The 20,939-nt window shown below is 38.1% G+C and carries 23 protein-coding genes; 6 read left to right on the top strand and 17 right to left on the bottom strand.

What is annotated here, in order from left to right:
• Positions 1–77 precede the first annotated feature (77 nt).
• The 3 genes from mnmL to FA584_RS01405 all read right to left on the bottom strand — a co-directional run bounded on the left by mnmL (position 78) and on the right by FA584_RS01405 (position 3,235).
• On the bottom strand, positions 78–1,718 hold the full coding sequence (gene mnmL / locus FA584_RS01415) for a tRNA modification radical SAM protein MnmL/YtqA (protein ID WP_228448058.1): 1,641 nt from the start codon (positions 1,716–1,718) through the stop codon (positions 78–80).
• A gap of 29 nt (positions 1,719–1,747) precedes the next feature.
• Positions 1,748–2,095: a nitrous oxide-stimulated promoter family protein gene (locus tag FA584_RS01410; protein WP_167750043.1), complete on the bottom strand. Its 348-nt coding sequence runs from the start codon at positions 2,093–2,095 to the stop codon at positions 1,748–1,750.
• 135 nt (positions 2,096–2,230) lie between these two features.
• Positions 2,231–3,235, bottom strand: a complete 1,005-nt coding sequence (locus FA584_RS01405) for a c-type cytochrome (protein ID WP_167750042.1) — start codon at positions 3,233–3,235, stop codon at positions 2,231–2,233.
• Between the two features lie 192 nt (positions 3,236–3,427).
• Here FA584_RS01405 and FA584_RS01400 point away from each other — a divergent pair, with 192 nt between their 5' ends.
• The 3 genes from FA584_RS01400 to FA584_RS01390 are packed head-to-tail and all read left to right on the top strand — an operon-like array spanning position 3,428 to position 5,263.
• Positions 3,428–4,306 carry a cache domain-containing protein gene (locus tag FA584_RS01400; RefSeq protein WP_167750041.1) on the top strand — a complete coding sequence of 293 codons (879 nt, stop codon included), beginning with the start codon at positions 3,428–3,430 and terminating at the stop codon, positions 4,304–4,306.
• Complete coding sequence (locus FA584_RS01395) at positions 4,303–4,962, top strand: response regulator transcription factor (RefSeq protein WP_096045652.1); 660 nt, start codon at positions 4,303–4,305, stop codon at positions 4,960–4,962. The genes FA584_RS01400 and FA584_RS01395 overlap by 4 nt, the downstream gene beginning before the upstream one ends.
• Positions 4,952–5,263, top strand: a complete 312-nt coding sequence (locus FA584_RS01390) for a hypothetical protein (protein WP_228448056.1) — start codon at positions 4,952–4,954, stop codon at positions 5,261–5,263. The genes FA584_RS01395 and FA584_RS01390 overlap by 11 nt, the downstream gene beginning before the upstream one ends.
• Here FA584_RS01390 and FA584_RS01385 read toward each other — a convergent pair.
• Positions 5,226–5,690 (bottom strand): transposase family protein, encoded by a 465-nt coding sequence (locus FA584_RS01385; RefSeq protein WP_084613060.1) that lies wholly within the window; start codon positions 5,688–5,690, stop codon positions 5,226–5,228. The genes FA584_RS01390 and FA584_RS01385 overlap by 38 nt on opposite strands.
• Positions 5,612–6,073 (bottom strand): transposase family protein, encoded by a 462-nt coding sequence (locus FA584_RS01380; RefSeq protein ID WP_025343414.1) that lies wholly within the window; start codon positions 6,071–6,073, stop codon positions 5,612–5,614. Before FA584_RS01380 ends, FA584_RS01385 begins: the two co-directional genes overlap by 79 nt.
• Before the next feature lie 46 nt (positions 6,074–6,119).
• On the opposite strand from FA584_RS01380, the gene FA584_RS01375 reads away from it, so the two are divergent.
• Positions 6,120–7,046, top strand: coding sequence for a sensor histidine kinase (locus tag FA584_RS01375; protein ID WP_167750040.1), 927 nt, complete (start codon positions 6,120–6,122; stop codon positions 7,044–7,046).
• On the opposite strand, the gene FA584_RS01370 is transcribed toward FA584_RS01375, so the two are convergent.
• Entirely contained in the window at positions 7,041–7,256 is a 216-nt protein-coding gene (locus FA584_RS01370; protein WP_025343528.1) for a cold-shock protein, read from the bottom strand. The two genes, FA584_RS01375 and FA584_RS01370, sit on opposite strands and share 6 nt — an antisense overlap.
• 188 nt (positions 7,257–7,444) lie before the next feature.
• On the opposite strand from FA584_RS01370, the gene FA584_RS01365 reads away from it, so the two are divergent.
• Positions 7,445–9,952 carry an EAL domain-containing protein gene (locus FA584_RS01365; protein WP_167750039.1) on the top strand — a complete coding sequence of 836 codons (2,508 nt, stop codon included), beginning with the start codon at positions 7,445–7,447 and terminating at the stop codon, positions 9,950–9,952.
• Position 9,953: 1 nt separating this feature from the next.
• Positions 9,954–10,268, top strand: coding sequence for a DUF309 domain-containing protein (locus FA584_RS01360; RefSeq protein WP_167750038.1), 315 nt, complete (start codon positions 9,954–9,956; stop codon positions 10,266–10,268).
• Here FA584_RS01360 and FA584_RS01355 read toward each other — a convergent pair.
• The 11 genes from FA584_RS01355 to FA584_RS01300 all read right to left on the bottom strand — a co-directional run bounded on the left by FA584_RS01355 (position 10,259) and on the right by FA584_RS01300 (position 20,889).
• Positions 10,259–11,005, bottom strand: coding sequence for a sulfite exporter TauE/SafE family protein (locus tag FA584_RS01355; RefSeq protein WP_167750037.1), 747 nt, complete (start codon positions 11,003–11,005; stop codon positions 10,259–10,261). The genes FA584_RS01360 and FA584_RS01355 overlap by 10 nt on opposite strands.
• Positions 10,995–12,011: a bifunctional diaminohydroxyphosphoribosylaminopyrimidine deaminase/5-amino-6-(5-phosphoribosylamino)uracil reductase RibD gene (gene ribD, locus FA584_RS01350; RefSeq protein WP_167750036.1), complete on the bottom strand. Its 1,017-nt coding sequence runs from the start codon at positions 12,009–12,011 to the stop codon at positions 10,995–10,997. The genes FA584_RS01355 and ribD overlap by 11 nt, the downstream gene beginning before the upstream one ends.
• The gene (locus FA584_RS01345; RefSeq protein WP_167750035.1) at positions 12,005–12,433 is read right to left on the bottom strand and encodes an LSm family protein; all 429 of its coding nucleotides are present in this window, start codon (positions 12,431–12,433) and stop codon (positions 12,005–12,007) included. Before FA584_RS01345 ends, ribD begins: the two co-directional genes overlap by 7 nt.
• Positions 12,426–12,803: a 30S ribosome-binding factor RbfA gene (rbfA, locus tag FA584_RS01340; RefSeq protein ID WP_096045645.1), complete on the bottom strand. Its 378-nt coding sequence runs from the start codon at positions 12,801–12,803 to the stop codon at positions 12,426–12,428. The genes FA584_RS01345 and rbfA overlap by 8 nt, the downstream gene beginning before the upstream one ends.
• Complete coding sequence (gene infB, locus FA584_RS01335; RefSeq protein ID WP_167750034.1) at positions 12,800–15,463, bottom strand: translation initiation factor IF-2; 2,664 nt, start codon at positions 15,461–15,463, stop codon at positions 12,800–12,802. Before infB ends, rbfA begins: the two co-directional genes overlap by 4 nt.
• Before the next feature lie 279 nt (positions 15,464–15,742).
• The gene (thrB, locus tag FA584_RS01325; protein ID WP_167750033.1) at positions 15,743–16,627 is read right to left on the bottom strand and encodes a homoserine kinase; all 885 of its coding nucleotides are present in this window, start codon (positions 16,625–16,627) and stop codon (positions 15,743–15,745) included.
• A 9-nt stretch (positions 16,628–16,636) separates the two neighbouring features.
• A complete protein-coding gene (locus tag FA584_RS01320; protein ID WP_228448052.1) occupies positions 16,637–17,020 on the bottom strand; it encodes a hypothetical protein in 384 nt (127 codons plus the stop codon).
• A 71-nt stretch (positions 17,021–17,091) separates the two neighbouring features.
• On the bottom strand, positions 17,092–17,976 hold the full coding sequence (lpxC, locus tag FA584_RS01315; RefSeq protein WP_087437558.1) for a UDP-3-O-acyl-N-acetylglucosamine deacetylase: 885 nt from the start codon (positions 17,974–17,976) through the stop codon (positions 17,092–17,094).
• Positions 17,973–18,581: a septum site-determining protein MinC gene (locus FA584_RS01310; RefSeq protein WP_167750032.1), complete on the bottom strand. Its 609-nt coding sequence runs from the start codon at positions 18,579–18,581 to the stop codon at positions 17,973–17,975. Before FA584_RS01310 ends, lpxC begins: the two co-directional genes overlap by 4 nt.
• A complete protein-coding gene (gene pgp6, locus FA584_RS01305; protein WP_167750031.1) occupies positions 18,578–19,948 on the bottom strand; it encodes a peptidoglycan metallopeptidase Pgp6 in 1,371 nt (456 codons plus the stop codon). Before pgp6 ends, FA584_RS01310 begins: the two co-directional genes overlap by 4 nt.
• Positions 19,945–20,889: a DHH family phosphoesterase gene (locus FA584_RS01300; protein ID WP_167750030.1), complete on the bottom strand. Its 945-nt coding sequence runs from the start codon at positions 20,887–20,889 to the stop codon at positions 19,945–19,947. The genes pgp6 and FA584_RS01300 overlap by 4 nt, the downstream gene beginning before the upstream one ends.
• Positions 20,890–20,939: the final 50 nt, after the last annotated feature.

Raw genomic sequence — 20,939 nt, 5'->3', positions numbered from 1 at the left:
CTTTATCTAAGATTTAAGTATGACTATCTTAGTCCTCCTATGTAAATTTTATGTAAATTATGAAGTTTATTTTGGATTTAGTTAGACGATTTTTGATGCAGTGTTTCGATTTGCTTATCGTTATATATGCCGTAGATATCACGGTAGGGCTCTTTTACATGTAAAATGTGTGACGATGAAAGTGTGGCGACAACACCTTGAATGTCGCTCGTGGCATCTTTGATGACCATCACATCAAAGCCAGCAAGGTTAAGCCCCACTTGGCTTACCTGTAAAGCGGTTGAGGCGACTAAAACGCCATCAGGTTTGAGAAATTTTCGCAAGTGTTGGAAAAAATCTAACGTGACAAGCGAAGCGTTATTGCTCTCGATAAAGGGATCGAGAAAGATGACATCAAATTGCTCGTCTAAAAGACGCAATGCATAGCGTGCTTCGGCGTTTAGAAACTCAACTTTGGCAAAATCATCATCGTAACGTTTACATGTAAAAAGAGCGTCCAACATCTTTACATGTAAAGTATCTGAAATGACAACAGAAGCCTTTTGTAAGAGCATACGATCTTGGTCAATCGCTTTTACATGTAAACGGTTTTGAGCCACTGTTTGTGCTAATTGTGTCGCCATAAATGTGTTGTACCCCATGCCAAAACCGATCTCCAAAAGCGTGACACCACTTTTTTCAAGACGTTCTTTGAGGTTGGAGTGTGCCAGAAAGAGCTCTTGGGCTTGACGGATTGCTCCTGCTTTAGGATGGTAGTAATCACGGTAGATTTCATTCCATAAAGTCGTACTTCCATCTTTGAGGCTTATTTTTTGTGGTATTGCATCACTTTCTTCGAGCTCTTTTTCAACTAAGTTGCCCTGTCTGATGCCACGGTAACGCATTGTTTGTGCCACATACTCACCAAATTGCCCTTTGGCCATATGCCATTTGGGAGCGATCAGCTCACGCTCAGGCGTATCGGTGGCAAGACGTAAAATAGGAATGTGCGAGGGCACATAACGCAACAGCTCAATCAGCGCTTCGGCGTATTCGTATTCACTTAAAAGAGGAAAAGGAGTGCGTGAAAACTCACGTGCCAAGTCAGTATTTTGAATGATGTGCAGATTGTGAAATTTAATCCCATCAATGCCCGCATTCACCAAGCCTTGCACGCTCTCTTTCCACATCTGTGGTGTTTCATTGGGCAATCCGATAATCACATGCGCATAAACTTTTAAACCTTTACCATGTAAACGTTTGATGGCTGCCAGTGAACAGACGGCATCATGCCCTCGGTTCATGCGTTTTAAACTCGCATCGTGTAAGCTTTGCACGCCCAGTTCCACTACGACATCAATTTTTTGATTCAGTTCTGCCAAGTAGCCCAGTGTCGATTCGCTCAAACAATCAGGTCTGGTGCCTATATGTAAGGCGCGAAAGGGGTAAAGAGCAAGCAGTTTTTCATATGTCTCTTTTTGTTTGATAAGGGAAGCAAATGTTCCGGTATAGGCTTGAATGTAAAGTGCAAACGCTTTAGCGTTGTAGCGTCTTTTGGCAAAGGAGAGCGCTTTTTGTATCTGCTCCTCCACGCTCTTTGCATCCGCAATTTGAGCTGCGCGAGCACCGTGTTCGGGACAAAAGGAACAGCCACCACTACCATCGCGTTCGCGGTTAGGACAGCCAAACTCCACATTGACAGGGACACTAAAAAGCGCTTCGCCATACACGCGTTGCATGTGCGCTTTATGGCTAAGATATGGCAGCATTATTTGGAAAAAAGTTTACGCAGTTTTGTAAGACCTAATTGCATACCGCTGTAACTCATCACTTGTGCCATCTTTTTCCACATCGGTTTTTCATAACACGGATCAGGACACTTACGACAGCTTGGTTTATGCTCATGTGGACAATTTTTAAGCTTTCCATAGCCATAAACAAACAATGTTTCACACTCTTCACAGATATGGTATGGCAATTCACATAAAGACTCTTCTTTAAAACTTACTTCTAAGACTCCTTTTTTTTTAGAAACATCTTGATGCTTTTTATCGCAATGCAGCTGAATAAAGCGATGCAAGATTTTCGTATCGGAAATCAGTTTTTCTTTAGTCATGTGATCTCTTTTAAATGGAATAGGTTTATTATAAAGTAATAGTATAAACAAAAAATCATTACATGTAAAAGGGTGAGGTGCTTTTGAGAGAATCTTTAATGAAGTAGTGGCAAACCGAAGTTTGCCACAGGGTACTTACTCTGCTTTTTTGGCAGGGATAATAATGCCTTGATAAGGGCCCACTTTATGTTGAAGACGTGTTTTGTTATCATCATAAGGTCCAATATCGCTATCGGCGGCTTTGACTTTAAGATCAGGGAAGTCTTTGTCTTTATTGGCTTTGATTGGGCGTTCTTTGTCGTAATTGTTGATATACGCTGCGACATCATAGGCTTGAGCGTCGCTCAAAATTTTAGCATCGCTGGTTGCACCTAAAGGCATATTTGCCACAATCCAGTCCGCTGCTTTAATCAGTCTAAACATACCAGCACCCGTGTTGTAGGTATCTTTGCCCCACAGTGGTGGAAACTCATAGCCCATCGCTTTGCCTTCACGTTTAACACCTTGCCCATTGTCCCCATGACAGGATGCACACATCTCTTTGTACACTTTTTCACCCGCAATTGGATCGGCTGCACGACTCATAATCATTTTACGATCGACTTTGGTTAAAGAGCTTCCTTCCACTTTCGCACCTACAGAAATACCTTGCCCAAGCCAGTACATATAGGTTACTATTGCTTTCATTTCTTTAGAGCTTTCAGGCAATGGTTTACCATTCATACTGCGTTGCATACAGCCGTTGATGCGCTCTTCGATCGTACCGACAGCATTTTCACGTGCACTGTATTGAGGAAAGGAAGCAAATACACCCATAAATCCTGCAGAGTATTTTTTAGTTCCTGCATCCAAGTGACAGCTATTACACGCAAGGTTATTACCAGCATATCGCATTTTTTTATCGGCAACTTCAGGACCTATGTACTTATAGGTCTCTTGCACTAATGCTTTACCATAGCGCACATCATTGCCAAATTGATTGTTGGGAATCGTTTTTTCATCAGGCGCTTGCCAATCCTTGACCACCACTGGCTTAAAACCTTGGTCACCTCGTTTCGCAAGTTCACCGACATCAAATGCAAAAAGCCCGCTTGCACAGGATGCGACCAATGCCAATTTTAGCATCAAATCTACCTTCATAAAAGCCTCCTTTAGAATAATTCATGGGATTATCATACGCTTCTCATGTCAATTTATCGTCAATTTCTCCATTGTACTTTTAAGGTATAATTTGGCAATGGTTTCTATTAAAAAGGATCTGTCATCAAAAATTTTCGCATCTTTGCACTCTTTTTTGGACTCTTTTTCGCGTTAGTACTCAGCCTTGGCTTTTTGATCTATCGCGCTAACCATAACCTCTATATCGAAGATGCTAAAAACAGTGTGGAGAGTGTTCTAGGACTCACTCAAGAGCTCATTTCAAATGAAAAACAACTTGCTTTAAGTATAGCACTGATGCTCTCTCAAAATGAAACACTTAAAGAGGGTTACCTCAGCAACGACAGGGCGTTACTTTTTGAAACATTACAGAGCGAAATTGCTAAAATAAAACAGTATCTCCAAATTGAAAATCTTGAAGTACAACTTCATACTAAAGATGCAAAAGCCTATGTGCGAAGTTGGGATTTTGATGATTATGGAGATGACCTTTCAACGTTTCGCAAAGGGATAGCACTACTTCAACAAACCAAAATGCCTCTCGTTGCCATTGAACTTGGTAAACGTTTGAACATTAAAGCACTGTGCCCTATTTATGCGAAAGAGACGTTTATAGGTTCATTAGAGATTATCATTAGTTTTGATGAAGTTGCCCAAAAGCTCAATGCAAAAAAGATTAATTTCGTTGTTTTGATGGATAAAGAACTTTTAGAAGTTGGTGAATGGATGAAAGAACTGGATCAAATTGATAACTATGTCATTGTGAGCAATAGCTGCCCTAGCGGATGCATCAATGCCTTAAGTACCATCATCTCTACCTCAACTTTAGAGAAAGGCTTTGCAAGACAAAATGGTGTACTCTTTGGCTTTACACCCCTCTTTGACATCGAAGCCAAACAGGTTGGCTATATTGGTATCTGGTTTGGGGAAGCTTTACTGAAGGAGTCTTTGCTCCTTCGTGCTTCTCTGACACCCTATACAACACCTTTACATGTAAAAACGCTAGAGCCTGCGATTCAAAACTCCGAAAAACGTGAGGTACTCATTCGATGAAGATTTTACTTCTTGAAGACGACCACACTTATAATGAGAGTATTAAAGATTCTCTAGAGGAGATGGGCTACGATGTGGATGCCTTTGAAGATGGACTTCTCGCCCTTGATGCACTTTTTGAAAAACAGTACCATCTGGCCCTTTTAGACATACGTGTTCCTCATATGGATGGGTATGAAATTTTAAAAGAGATTCGTAAAGCCAAACTTGATCTACCCATCATTTTTATTACCTCACTCACCGACATTAACAACCTCTCTTTAGGTTATGAGCTGGGGTGCAATGACTATTTACGCAAACCTTTTTCACTCAAAGAGCTTCAATACCGTGTTTCGCAAACGCTTAAAAGTTACCACCTTCATAGCACACTTGATGTCATACCACTCACACATGGCTTTTCTTACCACAGTAATGACCAGACTCTTTGGTTTGAAGAGATGCAGGTTAATTTGAGTAATTATGAACGAAAACTTCTTTTTGTTTTAGTCAAGAATAGAGGGAATTTTATCTCCATCGAGCTCATTCATGAATACGTCTGGGAAGGCAAAGAGGTGGGCGAAAACGATATACGCATGCTCATTAAAAAACTACGTGACAAGACCGATAAAGATTTTATTATTACGGCTAAAGGGATAGGATATAAAATTGCAAAGTGAAACCAAAAATGCGTTTATCTTTGCCATTATTCTCACCCTTCTTACCCTTTTACTGGTCTCTTTTCCGATTTTAAACTACCTCTCCGTTTCGTTGCGCCTGAGTCAAGTCAACCAAGAAGTCCAGTTGCGCTCTTACGCCAAAGAGATTGAATCAACCATTCAGAGTATTCTTCCTTTGCAAAAAACCTTTCTGTTTCCACGCTCCATCATCTTTAAAAGCGCTCTTTTAGATGCCAACAACCACATTAGACATCTTGCAAAACTCATTTGTATTCCACAGCAAAACCACGGTCAAAGTTGATTAATCCACATATCAAATTAAAGCGTAGATTGAATCGTTTTCTTCTGTTTCTGTATTTTTGGGTGAGTATCTGAAATGTTTTGATTTTAGCATTCACATGTTCAACACATATTCTAGCACTTGCTTTTTGTCTGTTTTCCTCTTTTTGCTCCTCACTCAAAGGATGAAGTTTGGAGGCTTTATGGGGAATTTGACAATGGCTATGTTCTTTGGCAATACCCAGATATCCCAAATCAACATAAACACAGGTCTTGGGCATCAAGGGGAGATTAGATTCTTGAAACAGTCTAAAATCATGTGTCGTACCTTTAGCGGTATGCACACACATAATCCTCTCCTCTTTATCAATCACAATCTGTCCTTTAAGGGTATGACGCTTTTGCTTACCTGAGTAGTACTCTCTTTGCTTTTTTTGGGTCTTTGACAAGGCGTTTCTGTCGCATCAATGACAACAAAAGAGAGGGCAACATCACTTTTATAGAGTTCTCTCTTGCTTGGCAATGAAAATCTACCAGACTTAATCAACACTTCTTCTACTTCACATACAATCCTTGAAGCCGTTGATTCACTCACACCATAATCAAATCCAATATGTTCAAGGGTGCGATACTCACGATAATAGCCAAGCATCAAAAGTACTTTATTTTCTGGTGAAAGAGATCTCCTCCCTCCTACACCTAATCCTTTTTTACGATTCTCATCGTATTGCCTAAACACCTCTATCATTGCGTTAAATGTCTCTTCATTAACGCCAATATGGCGCTTAAAATCTTTGGGTTTATGCTTTTGCATTTGTTCATATTTTTTCATGCCTCTTGCCAAGCATTTTTAGTGCCTTTTATTTGAGTTTTGCAAGATGTCTATTGTTTTTTCACTGATCGAAGAGCCTATCCCTAGTTTTAACGATGAGTTTTTTAAAAATAATTCTTCTCTTTTTTATAAACAGCCTCTTGCACCCAATGCTTTACATGTAAAGTTTTTAATCGTGCAAAAAGAGATCTCCCATTCGCAAGTTATTTTTGATATTTTAGTGATTATAGGTATTGTTTTAGTCGGAATGTTACTCTTTTCGTACCTTCTTTTAAAACTACTTCTCAAACCCTACATCGAAACGTCCACGCGGATGAACCTCTTTTTTACCGATGTGATGCATGAGCTTAAAACGCCTCTAGGCATTATGCAGCTCAACATAGAAGGCTTGGTACAAAAATACAAAGATAAACGCCTCAGTCGAACCCTTGCGGCACTCTCGACACTTTCAACACTCTATGATGATCTTGAATACCTCATCAAAAACAAAACCATTACCTACACAACCGAAGTGCTCAATTTTTCGACATTTTTAGAAGATCGTATTGCATACTTTGAAGCATTGAGCTTTTCAAAAGAGATTAGCATTGTCGCACATATTGATCCTGACCAGTATGTCTGTATCAACCGTATTGAACTTCAACGCATTATTGATAACAATGTAACCAATGCGATTAAATATTCTCCACCTAAAACCACTATTCATGTCCTACTCAAAGAAGAAAATCAACAGCTTTTCTTTCAAGTCAAAGATCAAGGAGTAGGAATTAAAGAGATTGGAAAAGTTTTTGAGCGTCATTACCGAGGCGATATCTATAAAGGTGGCTTTGGAATTGGTCTAAGTATTGTCAAAAGTATTTGTGATAAATATAATATTGTGATCGAAGTGAAATCAGAAGAAGCAAAAGGAAGTGTTTTTAGCTATTGGTTTAAAAAAGAGGTGGAGGAGAAAATCTCCCCCGAAGAATTATAGTGCTGTTACGTTCTCAGCTTGTGGGCCTTTTGGACCTTCGCCTAGTTCATAAGTAACTTTTTGGCCTTCTGCCAAAGAAACACGACCATAACCTGATCTATTAACTTGACGAAAATGTACGAATACATCTTTTCCGCCATCATTTGGTTGGATAAAACCAAAACCTTTTTCATTGTTAAACCATTTAACGGTTCCCTCTAATAAAGCCATCGTATGCTCCTGTAATAAGTATCGAAAAGTAGAAAATTGAGTATTTTTGGAGTATTTTAGGATGCTAACTAAAGGTCACGTATCAAAAAACTACCAAAGATGAACTCGAACCTCATCTTTCTAGGAAAATAGTTTATCTTATTTTTTAAAATAAAGCAAATTTAAATCTCATTTAACTATACTAGAGCATGAAAATAGCAAAAACATACGCACTTTACAGCACAATCATCCTTTCATTCACACTCATCTTCATTACGAGTGTCTGGTTTGTCAAAAAAACGCAAGAAGAAAGTCAGATTGTACAAGAGCAAAGTAGCGTATTTGAGCGCTACAAAGCTGTCTTAAATCTTGAAAAGAGTGTGTTAAGGCAAATAAGTCTTAACTATTCACGTTTGGATGAAATAAAGGCATTTATCAATACCCCAGATTTGGCCAAAAGCAAGGATCATTTAGAACCTCTACTCTCTACATTTGGACTCCATTATATTTTTATATTGGATGCTTCAAAAAAACAGGTTTATACCCATAAAAGTGATGAAGTACAAAACATAAATCTTGATTTATCTTCATTTAATGCCTCATCTTCTTCATTAAGAGAGTTTTATCACTTTGAAAATGGAACATTTGTTCAATTTTTTTTAACTCCCATTTATGCTTCATCCTATTTAGTACAAGCAGGCAATCCCATAGGATTTTTGCTTTTAGGACGTCTTTTTGATCAAGCATTCCTCACAAATATGGAACATATGACGCTTGGATACGCCACGCTGTTTCAAAAAGAAAATCACCCTTTTGGTGATCAGCATTTTGAACTTCCACTTTTCTCCTTACAAAATGAAGTGATTGGCTATCTCGATTTTAACTATTCCCCTTCACTTTTGCTTTTTATGAATGAATTTCAAAACACTACGGCATTGATAGGGTTCATTATTATTCTCTGTGCAATAGTGCTGTTTTATTTCCTCACCCAACACATTATTTTTATACCGATTAAGCGTATCTCTATGGCACTTAAAAGCCATAACCTTAATTATATTGCAGCTCTCTCACGCCAAAAAGATGAATTGGGCGAAATTGCACATCTCATTTATGATCATGAGAAACAGACGAACCTTCTAGAACACTACAAAGAGGCCGTAGATGAAAATACCATCGTTTCAAAAACCAATACCAAAGGTATTATTACCTATGCTAACAAACAATTTATCGCTATTTCTGGCTATAACGAGTCGGAACTTTTAGGTAAGCCCCACAATATTGTGCGTCACCCCGATAACCCTCCTAGTTTTTTTAAAGAGATGTGGACAATACTCAAAGAAGGGAAAACATGGAAAGGTGTTGTGAAAAATAGACGCAAAGATGGAACCGCCTACTATGTTAAATCAGTGATTATGCCTCTGTTTGACGATCAAGGAAATATTCAAGAGTACATTGCTATTCGTTATGATGTAAGTGAACTTTTTGAGCAAGTGGATCATCTGCGCAAAGATAAACTTATTGAATTACCAAGCCGTAAAGTGCTCCTAGAAGCCATTGAACACGCTAGTAACCCCCATTTAGCCATTCTAAATATTTCTGGTTTTCGTGACATCAATACCTTGCATGGACAAGCCTTTGGTGATCTTTACTTGCGCCATTTAGCCATCACTATCAAACAACTTATGTCTAAGTCATGGCAATTTTTTCACCTACATAGTGATGAATTTGCCCTTTATTGTGACACGTCTATCCCCGATAATACATTTAACGATGAGTGCCACCACATCCTGACGATTCTAAATCATGAGGGACTTTTGATCCAAAATACATTTTATCCTCTTTCCCTTCGTTGTGGTATTGCAAATGGAGCGAGCTATCTCTACAATCGCGCTGAAATTGCGATGAAAGAAGCACGAATATCGCATAAAGCTTTCGTTATTTACGATGACAACAAAGGCTTCGAAGAGCGCCTTCAAAAAGATATCCAATGGAATGAAACACTGATGAGTGCCCTTAAAGAAAATCGCTTTACTATTTTCTTCCAAGAAATTGTTCCTTTACATGTAAAGGAACCATCACGTAAAAAATACGAAGTGCTCATTCGTCTCATTGATGCGAAAGGCAATATTATCTCTCCCTACCATTTTATTGACCTTTCTAAGCGTATCCATCTGTATGATCAACTGACGCGTTTTGTTATGCAAGAGGGATTTAGAGCTGCTGTTGAGCTATATTGTGATATTTCAATCAATATTACGCAAGAAGATATTTTAACGTCAGATACAGTTCAACTGCTCTTCGATCTACTCAAACAGTATCCTTCTCTCAAAGGACATATCACCCTTGAGCTGGTTGAATCAGAAGGCCTAGAAAACTCAGCAGAAGTCCAAACATTTCTACAGCAAGCAAAAGAGCATGGCTGCTTACTCGCGATTGATGATTTTGGATCAGGATACTCTAACTTTGAATACCTTTTACGTTTAAATGTTGATTTTATCAAAATTGATGGCTCGCTGATTAAACATCTCGATACAGATGATAATGCCTATGCAACGGTTAAAACGATCGCTCATTTTGCAAGAAACCTTGGTATTTTAGTCGTTGCTGAATTTATACACAATAAAGATATTTTAGAAAAAGTGCAAGAACTTGGTATCGAATTTGGACAAGGATTTTATTTGCATGAGCCTTCACCTAAACCGAAACTAAAGAAGTAATATGATTGCCATAGAAGAATTTATAAAGGTCGTTTCGAAAGACCAATTTGTTGAGGGTCATGAAGTATTAGAAATAGAGTGGCATCGCCTTAAAAAACTCCCAGACTATGCAGATGAAGCCAAAATCCTTAAAGGTCTTATTAACGCTTCCACCGCCTTAGCGCTTGCCTGCAAAGGCAAAAAGGTAGGAGCCCTTCAAGTATGGCAAACCTATGAAAAATATGCGCCCTTAATTCCAAAGACTCTATCCTTGGCTAAACCACACTACGAAGAAGCTCAAAAATTACTGTTAGCGAAAAAAAATCTTTACATGTAAAAGGTAGAGTAGATCAGATAAAATGAAATTACCCAAAGTATCTTGTTTAAAATAGCTGTATAAAGCTTTTCATCGATACGCTCATGTATTTTATTTCCTATCCAAAAACCTATCAGTGAAATAAAGACAAAAAGCATAATAAGTGCACTATTTTCCATATTAAAACTGCCATGGTAACCAAAAATGAGTATTTGCAAAGTTTTATTGGCAATAAAACAGAAACTCATCACACCAATAGCACGTTTTTTATCCAATTTAAACTCTAAGACCAACATAATTAACACGGGGGACATGATATTTGCCATACCTCCTACCAAACCGCTTAGAACTCCCATGATAATGGTCGTCATATTTTTTTGTTCCGCAACAGCGCGCGTTAAAGAAAGATGTAAGCGCTCCTTGTTAAGATATAAGAGCATGACTCCCGCTAAAATCAATTTGTAATAATGGCTGTAATAGGCTACCAGTAAATACGTTCCAACAATGCTTCCTATCATGACTGAAAGAATCAACAGCCAAAACCTTTGCCAGATATCACTAAAAGAGTTTGCTTTTTTAAGACTGACAACATTGGTTACCAGTGTAGGAAAAAGCGTGTATAAAACAGCTTGCTTGAGGTCTAGGAAAAGAACAAAGAGTGGTGTGGCAATCATAGGGAAGCCAAAACCGACAATCCCATGAAAGAATCCTGCTAGCAAGACTATCAGAATTTCAAAGATAAAAAAATCACTCTGCATGCTTGTAATACCAACTCATAGTATCTTCGCCTACTTTTTGAGAAAAAATCTTCTGGAGTCCCCGAGGTAAAATAATTGCTTCGCCCTCTTTTGCACGGGGTGATTCAAAAATTAAATACCATTTAACCTCTTTTGAAAGAGCGTCAAGCATACGTTGCCCCCCTTCGATCATGACCATTGAATAGTCATTGATTTTATCCAGTGTCTCTTCAATCATCACAGAACGATGGGGAACATTAAAAAGGGGAATCGTTACATCAAATGATTTTTGTTTGGAAAAGATAAGAATATTGGGTGCTTTACCATGACACAATCGTGCATCAAGAATAGGTCTATCGGTTCGTACCGTATTGCCACCAATCACTAAAAGATCACAGCAATTTCGCAAATTGTGTACCATTTTTCGCGAGTCAAGAGAGGTAATAATCCCTCCAGTTGCCACGCCATTGCTACTCACTGCAAGTTTAAAAAAAACAAAAGGGCGTTTTTTTTCTTTACATGTAAAAGGCGTGAGTAGAAGATCACATTTTTCTTGCAGTACCCCAAATGTAACATTCACCCCTTTCTCTTGTAAAAAAGCACCACCACCCTTGGCAGTGTTACTCTCATCAAAGGAACCAATGACGACACGTTTAATACCTAAAGCGTCGATTAATCCTGAGCAAGGAGGTGTTCTACCAAAATGATGGCATGGCTCTAGCGTTACATGTAATGTCAGATTGTGAAAAAGAGAGTTATGGTGTTCTTTTAAAAATGTATGAAGCTCCGTTGCATCTTCTATAGTGCGAATGCGTCTATCTTCGGTGAGTGTTTCATACGCTGCTTTAAGTGCAAGCACTTCTGCATGAGGCATTCCCGCTTTTTGATGTGCGCCAATACCTAAAACATCACCTTGGCCATTACTGACAACCGCACCCACTGCAGGGTTTGGGAAGGTTAGCACTTGATAGGCCCAAGCGGCATCCAGTGCTTTTTGCATTAAAGTAGTATCAAATGCACTTACCATTCAAAATAAGTTCGGATACTTTCAATCTCATCCAGCGAAATCTGTTTGAGCTCATTTTCAACGCGTACAGAAGCAACGTTGTTAGTAAAGGCTTCAAGAAGACCAATAAACTTCTCTTTACTGTTCAGTTTTACTTTGACTTTTTCGCCAATAGAAGCTGTAAAATGTTCAGGTTTTGTCAATTTGCGCTCAATTCCAGGAGAACTGACTTCAAAAAGGTATTCACCTTCAAGGGGTGGCTCTAAATCAAAAATAGGCGATAAGATGCGACTCACTTCGGCACATTTATCAAGACTAATGCCTTCTTTGGAAGTGATGTAAAGGCGAAAAATTCTTTTATCAAATTCACTAACTACTTCGGTGTCATACAAGGAGACGCCGCAGCTCTCAACAATTTTGACCATCTGTTCTTTATCAAGCATCGTTATTTTTACCTTTTTTGAGCTCTTCTTCAACCTTTGCAAACAGCGCATCCATCTTATTTTGGCGCTCTAAACTATCATCAAAACGAAATCTAAAATTTGGACAGCGAAACCAACCTTCCGCTTGCATGCAGTGTGTTTGGATATGACGCTGAACGCGATCGAGATGAGAGAGAATATAACGCTTTTCTGCCTCATCATAAACTGAACCATCTAAATAAACAATTGCATCGTACTTTCCACGGCTACACTCGACATCAATCACACAAACACCACGAAGCATCTCGTCTTCTAAAGTGGAAAGTGCTTCAGGAATGAGCTCTCTTAAAACGCTTTGCGTTCTCTGAATTTTAATACTTTTGTCTATCATAGTTTCGCTTTTTCTTCAACCTCTTTAAAGCTCTCGATATAATCGCCTACTTTAATATCGGTGTAGCCTTCAATGCCCACACCACATTCATAGCCTTTACCAACCTCTTTAACGTCATCTTTAAAACGTTTAAGAGAAGAAACACTGCCTTCATAGATGATAACACCATCACGAATAACCCTAATTTTAACACCTCTATTGATCGTTCCATCGGTGACAATACAACCTGCAATATGACCTAATTTAGGAACAGCAAAGACTTCTCTAACGATTGCTTGACCAATATTTTCTTCACGAATAACAGGAGCCATCAGACCCGTCACTAAGTTGGTAACATCATCAATCAAATCATAAATAATGTTATAAGTTTTGATCTCAACACCCGCACTGCGAGCCTTTTCTTTCACGATACCTGTTGGACGTACATGGAAACCTAAGATGATACAATCTGAACTGGCACTCGCAAGCGCTACATCACTCTCAGTAATTCCACCAATGCCTGCACTAACAATATGAACTTTTGTTTCAGAATTTCTGATCTTCTCTAAACTACCTTTGATCGCTTCAAGACTACCTTGAACGTCTGCTTTAATAATAACTGGTAATGTTTTTAATGCACCCTCAGCAATCATGGCACTCAAATCATCTAAGCTTACTTTTGTTGTTTTAGAGAGCTCTTTTTGACGGAGATATTCTGCTTTTTTCTTCGCATATTCACGTGCGATTTTATCAGTTTTAACGCTAATCAATGTTTCGCCAGCACCAGGGACTTCACTCAAACCTAGAACAACAACAGGCTCACCTGGTAGTGCTTCTTTAACAGACTGACCTAAGTCATTCAACAATGCTTTTACTTTTCCAAAAGCAATACCCGCCACGACAATATCACCCACGCGTATCGTACCATCTTCGATAACAACGGTAGCTACAGGACCTCTTCCTTTTTCCAAAGAGCTCTCAATTACCGTTGCTTTAACTTCTCTACTTGGATCAGCTTTTAGTTCTAAAAGATCCGCTTGTAATAAAATAGTTTCAAGTAAGTCTTCAATACCCATACCTGTTTTTGCAGATACTGGGACAAACTCATGCTCTCCACCCCAATCAATAGGCGTAATACCAAGCTCAGCCAGTTGTGCTTTAACAAGATCTGGATTAGCGGCTTCTTTATCCATTTTATTGACAGCAATAATAATAGGAACGCCTGCTGCTTTGGCATGCTCAATAGCCTCTTTCGTTTGAGGTTTAACACCATCATCGGCAGCAACTACGACAATAACGATGTCGGTCACTTTTGCACCACGTGAACGCATCTCCGTAAAGGCTTCGTGACCTGGTGTGTCGATAAAGGTAATGTTTCTACCATTTTTTTCAACCATATAAGCACCCACGTGTTGGGTAATACCACCCGCCTCGCCTGCTGCTACTTTGGCACTTCTAATGTAATCAAGCAATGAAGTTTTACCGTGATCAACGTGACCCATAATCGTAATAACAGGAGCACGCTCAACAAGATGTTGCTCACCAGCCTCACCCTCTTCATCGTATGCTTTAACATAGTCAAAGGCTTCTTGATCATTGACTGTTGTAACATTAACACCAAAAGTATCCGCTAAAATTTCAATTGAATCTTTATCTAAAAAGTCATTTTTAGTGAACATAACACCGAGAGAGAAAAGCTCTTTAATGACTTCACTAACCGATTTATTGATTTTCTCTGCAAACTCATATACTCTAATCTCTTCAGGAATTTCAATTGCACTGATGGCTTCAACTTCTTGAACTTGAGAAGGGCGACGTCTACGTTTACGTCCCACTCTCTGAATTCCCTGCATCACAAAGTTGGTTTTCTTCGTCGTTCTAATTTGACTTGGATCAATCTGTTTTTTCTTTTTAGCTTCTTCATTAATGGTAATACCGACATTAAGATCGGGGAGAACAATCATATCCTCTTCTTCCGTATCAATATTCGTATCTGCCATTTCAATATTCAATGTAAGATCTAATTTCTCTGCATTTGCTTTTTTCTCCGCAGGTACTTTTTTTACTTTCTTTTTCTTCTTTTGCAATTCACTAGCGGCATTTGAGGAGGAGAACATAGACTCGATGCTTCGTGAAGGTGTATTTTCTCTAGCACCATAAAAAGATGATGGACTTTCTTTCTCTTCAACTTCGACTTCTTTCACATCAGGTCGTTTCTTTTTGACGATCACCAAACCTCTACGCTTGCGTACATTTGTTGGATCTAATTTTTCTTCCATATCCTCTTCTGTGTCACTAGATGCTTCTGTTGCGACTTTGGCAATTTGATCATCGTGAAGGACTGCTTTAGCAACAATCCCTGTTTCAAGCTCTTTTTCTTTTAAAGTTTTCGTTTTAGGCGTTATTACTTCATGTACTATAGGTTTTTCAACGACAGGTAGTGGTGGCGTCTCTACAACTTCAACTTTTTTGATTTCTGGAGTTTTAGGTTGAGCAGATGGTTTACTTGCTTGTGCATTTTCTCCACTTAAAATATAGTTTATGAGTTTTTCGGCATCTTCTGTAGTAATTGCACTTGCATGTCCTTTGACATCCAAACCAATACCCATCGCTTTTTCGATGATATCTTTATTTTTCATGCCCAATTCTTTTGCTATTTCTGCTATACGAACTTTATCCATTCGACCCTATCTCCTTAAAAATTTTACCAAATTCCATCATTGCTTTGTGATTTGTTTTGCATTTATTGTTGAGTATTTTTACAACTTTCTTTTCATTGTTTGTCATACATGCCTTGCAGATATAAAAGCTTCTTCCTACCTTGGAAAAGAGCACGAGCTTTCCGTCTACAATCTGCAATCTTTGTAAACTTCCTTGTAAAGATCTCTCTCTACAAACAATGCACATTCGTATGGGTTGACTCATTTTTGCGCCTGATTATATCAAATTTTAGCTGTTTTTCAGCTTTTTACGATTTCAAAACCATTGTTATCTAATTCAAAGATTTCTACTCTAAACATTCCAAATGCGTTTTTAAGAGCAATTGCAACCTTTTGAGCATCTTCAGCCCTAACAAGGCTAAAAAAAGATGAACCACTTCCTGAGAGTGTACTCATCAATGCACCATTTTTTAAAGCAATTTCACGCACTTCAAAAAGTTCTTTTAGTTGCTTCATACGGCGATGTTCATGCATACAATCTCTCGATGCTACCTTTAAAAACTCCCAGTTTTCACTAAAAAAAGCTGCTGTAAGTAAAGATGCACGGGAAAGGTTGTAAACCGTATTTTTCATTAAATATGACTTCGGAAGTAACGTTCGTGACTGCGCTGTTGACATTGGGCGATCTGGGATCACCATCACTACTTTTAATTTTTCACTTAACTCTTTCCTGAGTGTCTTTACTTTTCCATGTTCCACTATGGAACTTGTAAATCCACCATAAACAGCAGGTGCAATATTATCTGGGTGGGTTTCATATAAAATAGCTTTATTTAAAATACTTTCTCTACTTGCTTTTACACCTGCCATTTCATAAGCACTTGCTATGGCACCTACGATTACGGCTGAACTACTTCCTAGACCTCTTGAAAAGGGAATATTATTATAAAACTCAAAACGGAAAGAATCTTTTCTGCCCGTAAGTTCTTGGTAGATGTCATAAAAAATAGAGACGAAAATATTGTTTTTCTTAAGCTTTGCATTCTCTTCACCTTCTCCTTTAACAGAGATACTTTGGTAACTTGAAGGTTTAATACAAACTTCGTTATACAGCGCAATGGCAAGACCTAAACAATCAAATCCTGGTCCTAAATTGGCACTGGTCGCCGGTATTTTTATCTTCACACATCGCTCCTAAACTGCTGGTAACATATAAAGTGGTTCAACATTATCGTTAAAAAGGGTCTCATCTAAAACTTCAGGGAGCGTAAAGGGCTGTTCAATGGGATCATCCAAACGCTTCGTTACAATCTCATGCGCCTCTTTGATAAAATAAAGACTACGCATCGCGCGAATAGGTCTGCTCTGATTAAAGACAAACCCATCACATGCCAGAAGAGGAATTTTTAATGCAATACTCAATGTTTTTAAAAAAATGTAAGTAATTTTAATTGCCATAAAGCTTCCAGGCCCTCTAGCAAAAAAAAGTCGCACGGGTTGATACACTTTCAAAACTTCTTCAAACAATAAGGGCAATGCCTCACTGGTTTGATCTGTTGTTTCAAAAGTTTTAATCAATTGGTTATTTTCATAAATGCCTACATGTAACGGTGAAGTAAGTGTAATAACAACAATATCAACAACTGTTTTTATGCGTAAACCTTTTCAAACTCTTGTGCTTTTTCAACACTCAATGTTCTAATTTCATAATTACTTGGATCTCTTAAAATTGCTTTAGTGAGTTCATGATTTAAATTATGGCTACCAGCATATGAGGTATAATCTCCAACAAAAGGCGCTCCTAATAAAGAAAGATCACCAATGGCATCCAAAATTTTATGTCTGACAAACTCATTCGAGAAACGTAATCCTTCAGGATTAAGAATTTTATTGTCATCCATAACCACTGCATTATCAAGTGATCCTCCAAGGGCTAGACCACGAGAGCGTAGCATTTGCACATCTTTGAGGAAACCAAAGGTGCGGGCACGTGATATTTCTTCAATAAAATTCTTTTTACTAAACTCAAAACTATACTCTTGTCTACCAATGGAAGGGTGAGTAAACTCAATCATAAAGTTATATGTTGGTTTTAAACTAGGTGTGACGCGCGCAAATTTTTTCCCGTCTTGAACTTCAACTTCTTTCTTGATAATCAACACTTGTTTCGTTGCTTCAAGTTTTCGTATACCTGCTTCATCAAGCATCATACAAAAACTAGCACTACTCCCATCCATAACAGGTACTTCTGCTCCATCTAAGACAACACGAATATTATCAATACCATACGCATAGACGGCTGAGAGAAGATGTTCAATCGTTGAGATATAAGCATTCGAATTTCCAATGACGGTTGCCATTTGTGTATTGACAACATTTTGAGGCAATGCTTGAACCAATAATCCTACATCGCTTCGATAAAAAATAATACCGCTATTTGCCTCAAGGGGTTCCAAATGTATTTGAATAGGTGTGCCTTTATGAAGTCCTATTCCAACACCGCTAACCGCCTTGGCTAATGTGGTTTGTTTCACACAACGTCCTTTATCTCAATAACATTATCACGCACAATAATTTTTTGAAGCACATTTTGTTTTAATGTCTCCCTATCCACAATCTCTCCATTAAAGATCAGATGACCTCTTGGGCTGATACCACTGAGTACGATATATTCACCGTCGCACTGCACTAATCCGTCAATAATACCATAAATACTCATACTCTCTTCACAAAAAACTTTTGCACCACTGTTAACACGGCCAAAAATAACAATTGGAATACTCTCAATAATTTCTTCACCAGAACGAATAGGACGATCATAAAGCTTAAGTTTTGGTAGTTGCTTTGGTAGTTGCTTAGGCTCTGATAAGACTTCTGAAATTACCTCTTTCTTAGGTTCTTCCTCAAGTAAAGGCGTTTCTTTTTTAATTCCACCAAAACGAATATTGCAGTTGTTAATTTCTTTATAACAAACCCCACTTTGCTCTAAAACAAAAGCAATATTCTTCGTTATATTCCCTTCAACAAGCAAAAAGAATTCCTTCAAAAGAAGTGTATTTTTTCTAAAATACTCTAAGAAAGAGGCTTCATCATCAATTTCAATATGAAATACTCTGACATTTTTTTGTGTTACTTTCATCTATCCATAATCTTCTTTGCTGATTCTATTACATTAAAAACGCTCTCTTTAAGCCATACCTCATCCATCCACTCTTCAGGTCTAACATCTACGCCTTGTACAAACATACCGAAATGGAGATGATCGCCAAGTGCCAAGCCTGTCATTCCTGTTTTAGCAATAGGCTCTCCTGCCTTAACAACATCACCCTCTTTCACCATAAAACTAGAACAGTGCCCATAAAGAGAATAAACACCTAAGCCATGTGAGATAATAATATTATTACCATAAATTCCATTTTCACGGGCAAAGACAACCACACCGTCATTAGAAGTTAACATTGTCGCTTGTGCATTGCTTGCAAGATCCAAACCTAAATGGTAAGACTCACTTGTAGGCTGTTTATCATACTCATAAAAACGGTGATCCCCAAAACTTGCAACCACTTTGCCATTACGTAAAGGGTAAAAAGCTTTAAGATAAAATCCACTGACAAGCTCTTTAGGAACATCTGATGTTACTTTTAGAATGTTGGCTTCATTTCCTTTACGCATATCTTCATTAACAAACTTAAATTTCTCTATTTTGTTAAGCGAAGACCTCTCTGGTGCCACTTCAGAAATAAGATCAGCAATCTTTCCATCTAAAAATCGATCTTCAAGGGCAATGGTTGAAGTTTTATATTTTTTATCCTGCAAGAAATAAGGAATATGCGCTTTGGTCAAGTTTCCAGCACGATCAATGGCAACCACAGAAGCACTAAAACTTTCAATATGCGTTGGCCATGCAACCAATGAGATGTAATACCCATCTTTGTAAAAAGGTGTTGGATAAAATTTCTTTCCAAAGTTTGTCTCAATATAAAGCGATTTCATTGCCTCATCTTGTGCTTTGAAAATTACGGTAGCAACGCCACCTCTCATAATTTTATACGAACTTCCAATGACATTAACTTCAGGTCTTTTGGTATCAACTTTAATAATAGACTTTTCACTCACACTATTACCTGCAAAAAAGTTCCATTTGCTTATGTCCGTCGCTTCAACGGTTAGTTCAAATGCTTTTTTATTGGCGCCAAATCCTGTTTTTGGGAAAGTGAGGTTTAAATCAACTACTTTTTCTGCGATTTTAAACTCTTTGGTTTCAAGCACTACGCTTTTTTCACCATCAAATAGGGAAGCACGTACAAAACGAATTCCACTATTGTCCTCTATCTGTACTTTGATGGGATCTTTTAAATTCCAATCTATCTCTTTGGCAAGGGAAATTTTAGGAGCTTCTCTTTCAAATAAATTTGAGTTATACACATAAGTAAGTCCACCTACTAAAACTAGAAAAATAAACCCTAGCGCATACGCTGCTATAGAAGATTTTCTTTGCTGTTTCATTCTTTATCTATCCTTTTTATTTTTTCCACAATTTCATCTCGAAGTGCTTTAGGATCACACACAGGAACTTCAAATCCTGCAGCCGTCTTATGACCGCCTCCTTGATACATTAAAGCAATTTTTGAGACATTAATATCTTTACTCCGCAATGAGACTTTATAGCCTCCCTCTTTTTCTTCCAAAATCATAATAGCAATCGTTACATTAACAATGCTCCTGAGCATATTGACGATATTTTTGGTATCGTGTCGTTTCGCTCCTGTTGCTTCCAAAGTCGCTTTATCAAAAATAATCGTGGCAATACGCCCATTCTCATAAAGATCAAAATGATTCAGCATATAACCGTAAAGTCTTATTTTTGAAAGAGGCTCTCTTCGTTTTACCTTTGAAGCAATTTCTTGGGGATTTGCCCCACATTTCACCAATTGGGCTACAATTTGAAATGTTGCCTCATCCATATCGCCATAAAGGAAAAAACCGGTATCGTCGGCAATAGCCGTATAAAGACAAATGGCGCACTCTTTACTCATCTCAATCGCATTAGCTTTAAGAAGTTCATACACCACCATACCTGCACTTGTAAAACGATCAACCACAAGATTTATCGTTCCAAAATAGCGATTGGTTAAGTGATGATCAATGTTGATAATTTCATAATCCCCTTCAGGAATTTTGAGTCTATCACGTGTCGAGCAATCACAACTGACAACTAAATCAAAACTCTTTGGCAAGGTATGCTTTATTTTAGAATAGCCTGGCAAAAAGTCATACACCAAAGGAAGTTCACTGTTTTTATTGTAATGCGTTATTTTTTTGCCTGCTCGTGTTAGCACGTCAAATAAAGCTAAAGCGCTCCCTAATGTATCACCATCGGGATGAACATGAGAGACAATAACAATGTGATCGGCCTCAAGCATTCGTTTCCACGCTTGTTGATACATTACAACTCCACTTAGTATTAAAGTGCAAATTATACTTAATTTTTACTGAA

This window comes from Sulfurospirillum diekertiae, assembly GCF_011769985.2.
Classification (GTDB): Bacteria; Campylobacterota; Campylobacteria; order Campylobacterales; family Sulfurospirillaceae; genus Sulfurospirillum; species Sulfurospirillum diekertiae.
This window is presented reverse-complemented; position numbering and strand designations above follow the sequence as displayed.

Excerpts from the sequence above, each read along its gene's own strand:
- mnmL (WP_228448058.1), bottom strand. The coding sequence starts at position 1,718 with ATGCAACGCGTGTATGGCGAAGCGCTTTTTAGTGTCCCTGTCAATGTG.
- FA584_RS01410 (WP_167750043.1), bottom strand. The coding sequence starts at position 2,095 with ATGACTAAAGAAAAACTGATTTCCGATACGAAAATCTTGCATCGCTTT.
- FA584_RS01405 (WP_167750042.1), bottom strand. The coding sequence starts at position 3,235 with ATGAAGGTAGATTTGATGCTAAAATTGGCATTGGTCGCATCCTGTGCA.
- FA584_RS01395 (WP_096045652.1), top strand. The coding sequence starts at position 4,303 with ATGAAGATTTTACTTCTTGAAGACGACCACACTTATAATGAGAGTATT.
- FA584_RS01380 (WP_025343414.1), bottom strand. The coding sequence starts at position 6,073 with ATGAAAAAATATGAACAAATGCAAAAGCATAAACCCAAAGATTTTAAG.
- FA584_RS01375 (WP_167750040.1), top strand. The coding sequence starts at position 6,120 with ATGTCTATTGTTTTTTCACTGATCGAAGAGCCTATCCCTAGTTTTAAC.
- FA584_RS01370 (WP_025343528.1), bottom strand. The coding sequence starts at position 7,256 with ATGGCTTTATTAGAGGGAACCGTTAAATGGTTTAACAATGAAAAAGGT.
- FA584_RS01365 (WP_167750039.1), top strand. The coding sequence starts at position 7,445 with ATGAAAATAGCAAAAACATACGCACTTTACAGCACAATCATCCTTTCA.
- FA584_RS01360 (WP_167750038.1), top strand. The coding sequence starts at position 9,954 with ATGATTGCCATAGAAGAATTTATAAAGGTCGTTTCGAAAGACCAATTT.
- FA584_RS01355 (WP_167750037.1), bottom strand. The coding sequence starts at position 11,005 with ATGCAGAGTGATTTTTTTATCTTTGAAATTCTGATAGTCTTGCTAGCA.
- ribD (WP_167750036.1), bottom strand. The coding sequence starts at position 12,011 with ATGGTAAGTGCATTTGATACTACTTTAATGCAAAAAGCACTGGATGCC.
- FA584_RS01345 (WP_167750035.1), bottom strand. The coding sequence starts at position 12,433 with ATGCTTGATAAAGAACAGATGGTCAAAATTGTTGAGAGCTGCGGCGTC.
- rbfA (WP_096045645.1), bottom strand. The coding sequence starts at position 12,803 with ATGATAGACAAAAGTATTAAAATTCAGAGAACGCAAAGCGTTTTAAGA.
- infB (WP_167750034.1), bottom strand. The coding sequence starts at position 15,463 with ATGGATAAAGTTCGTATAGCAGAAATAGCAAAAGAATTGGGCATGAAA.
- FA584_RS01310 (WP_167750032.1), bottom strand. The coding sequence starts at position 18,581 with ATGAAAGTAACACAAAAAAATGTCAGAGTATTTCATATTGAAATTGAT.
- pgp6 (WP_167750031.1), bottom strand. The coding sequence starts at position 19,948 with ATGAAACAGCAAAGAAAATCTTCTATAGCAGCGTATGCGCTAGGGTTT.
- FA584_RS01300 (WP_167750030.1), bottom strand. The coding sequence starts at position 20,889 with ATGTATCAACAAGCGTGGAAACGAATGCTTGAGGCCGATCACATTGTT.